Source organism: Kitasatospora sp. NPDC001175 (assembly GCF_053598215.1).
The window spans coordinates 1-1,637 of record NZ_JBSFJU010000212.1 but is presented as its reverse complement, the minus strand read 5'-3'; the positions used below and the strand labels follow the sequence as shown (position 1 = coordinate 1,637).

Below are 1,637 nucleotides of genomic sequence, written 5' to 3'. Positions count from 1 at the left end.
AGCGGCGCCAGGCGCTCCCACTGGGCATCCGTCAGATCACTCCTACACCCCATAGTCGTATCAACGACTCAACTGATCGCCAGGACACTGCCTAAAAGGGTCCGCAATCTCCAGAAACTGATGCTCCGTTCCCGCTCCAACACGCTGGTGAGCGTGCGGCGGGTGACGGAGGTCAACGCTGGCCGCAAGACGGCGGGGACCGACGGTCGGGTCGTCCTGCTGCCCCAGGGGAAGGCCGAGTTGGCCGACTGGATGCAGCATCGGGCGACCCCGTGGAAGCCCCGTCCCGTCAGGCGGGTGTATATCCCCAAGGCCAATGGCCGTCAGCGCGGCCTCGGAATTCCCGTGATCATCGACCGGTGTCTTCAAGCCGTGGCGTTGAACGCGTTGGAGCCCGAGTGGGAGGCACGGTTCGAGCCGAGGTCCTATGGATTTCGTCCCGGCCGTGGCTGTCATGACGCGATCGGAGCGATCTTCCTGGCCGCCAAGGGCAAGAGCCCGAAGCGCCAGTGGATCCTCGACGCGGACTTGGCGGCGGCGTTCGACCGGATCGACCATGATCACCTTCTCGCCTCCATCGGACAGTTCCCCGCCCGGGGGCTGGTCGAGCAGTGGCTGAAGGCGGGAGTGATCGATCGTGGTTCCTTCGCCCCGACCGAGGAGGGGGTTCCGCAAGGCGGGATCATCTCCCCCGTGTTGATGAACGTGGCCCTGCATGGAATGGAAGAGGCCGCCGGAGTCCGCTACCGCACCTCCGGCCCCCGTGCCGGTGAACTGGCAGTGGGCTCACCGACCTTGATCAGGTACGCCGACGATCTGGTGGTGCTCTGTCACAGTCGTGACGAGGCTCAGCAGGTCAAGGCTCGGCTCGCCAAGTGGCTGGCGCCCAGGGGTCTGGCCTTCAACGAGGAGAAGACGCGCATCGCGCACCTCGACGAGGGCTGTGACTTCCTGGGGTTCAACGTCCGCCGCTATCACGGCATGCTGCTGATCAAGCCGAGCAAGGCGGGCGCGCGACGGATCCGGGCACGGCTCACCGCCGAAGTGCTGGCCCTTCGGGGGCAGAACGCGGCAGCGGTGATCGCCAAGCTCAACCCGATCATCCGGGGCTGGGCTGCCTACTATCGGGGCGTGGTCTCCAGCGAGGTGTTCACCTCGCTGGACGACCATGTGTGGAGGCTGGTCTACAAGTGGGCCAGACACACGCACCCGAACAAGCCGAGGGGCTGGGTCACGGCCCGGTACTTCGGCCGGTTCAACACCTCCAGGCAGGACCGGTGGGTGTTCGGCGACCGGGAGACCGGCCGCTATCTCGCCAAGTTCGCCTGGACCAAGATCGTCAGACACCAGTTGGTCATCAAGGGCGCGTCCGTCGACGACCCGGCGCTGACCGAGTACTGGGCCTCACGGCGGCGCAGGAACAGACCTCCGCTGAGCCCGTTCTGGTTGCGTCTGCTCCAGACACAGCACGGACGGTGTCCGCTCTGCGGAAGTCTCCTCCTGCATGCCACCCATCAGCCGCAAAGCCCCCAGGAATGGGAGCAGTGGCTGCGGGCGACCCGAACGGCGGTCCGCGAGAACGCGATCACCATCGAAGCGGGGAGAGGCACATCCGACGGTTTTGTCGCCTTCCGACT

At 65.9% G+C, this 1,637-nt stretch carries 1 protein-coding gene; it reads left to right on the top strand.

Translation table 11 applies throughout. The annotated features are described in order from the left end of the window. Positions 1 to 1,637 (top strand): group II intron reverse transcriptase/maturase (gene ltrA / locus ACWDAK_RS41210; RefSeq protein ID WP_449806593.1); only part of this gene is annotated, 1,637 nt, incomplete at both ends.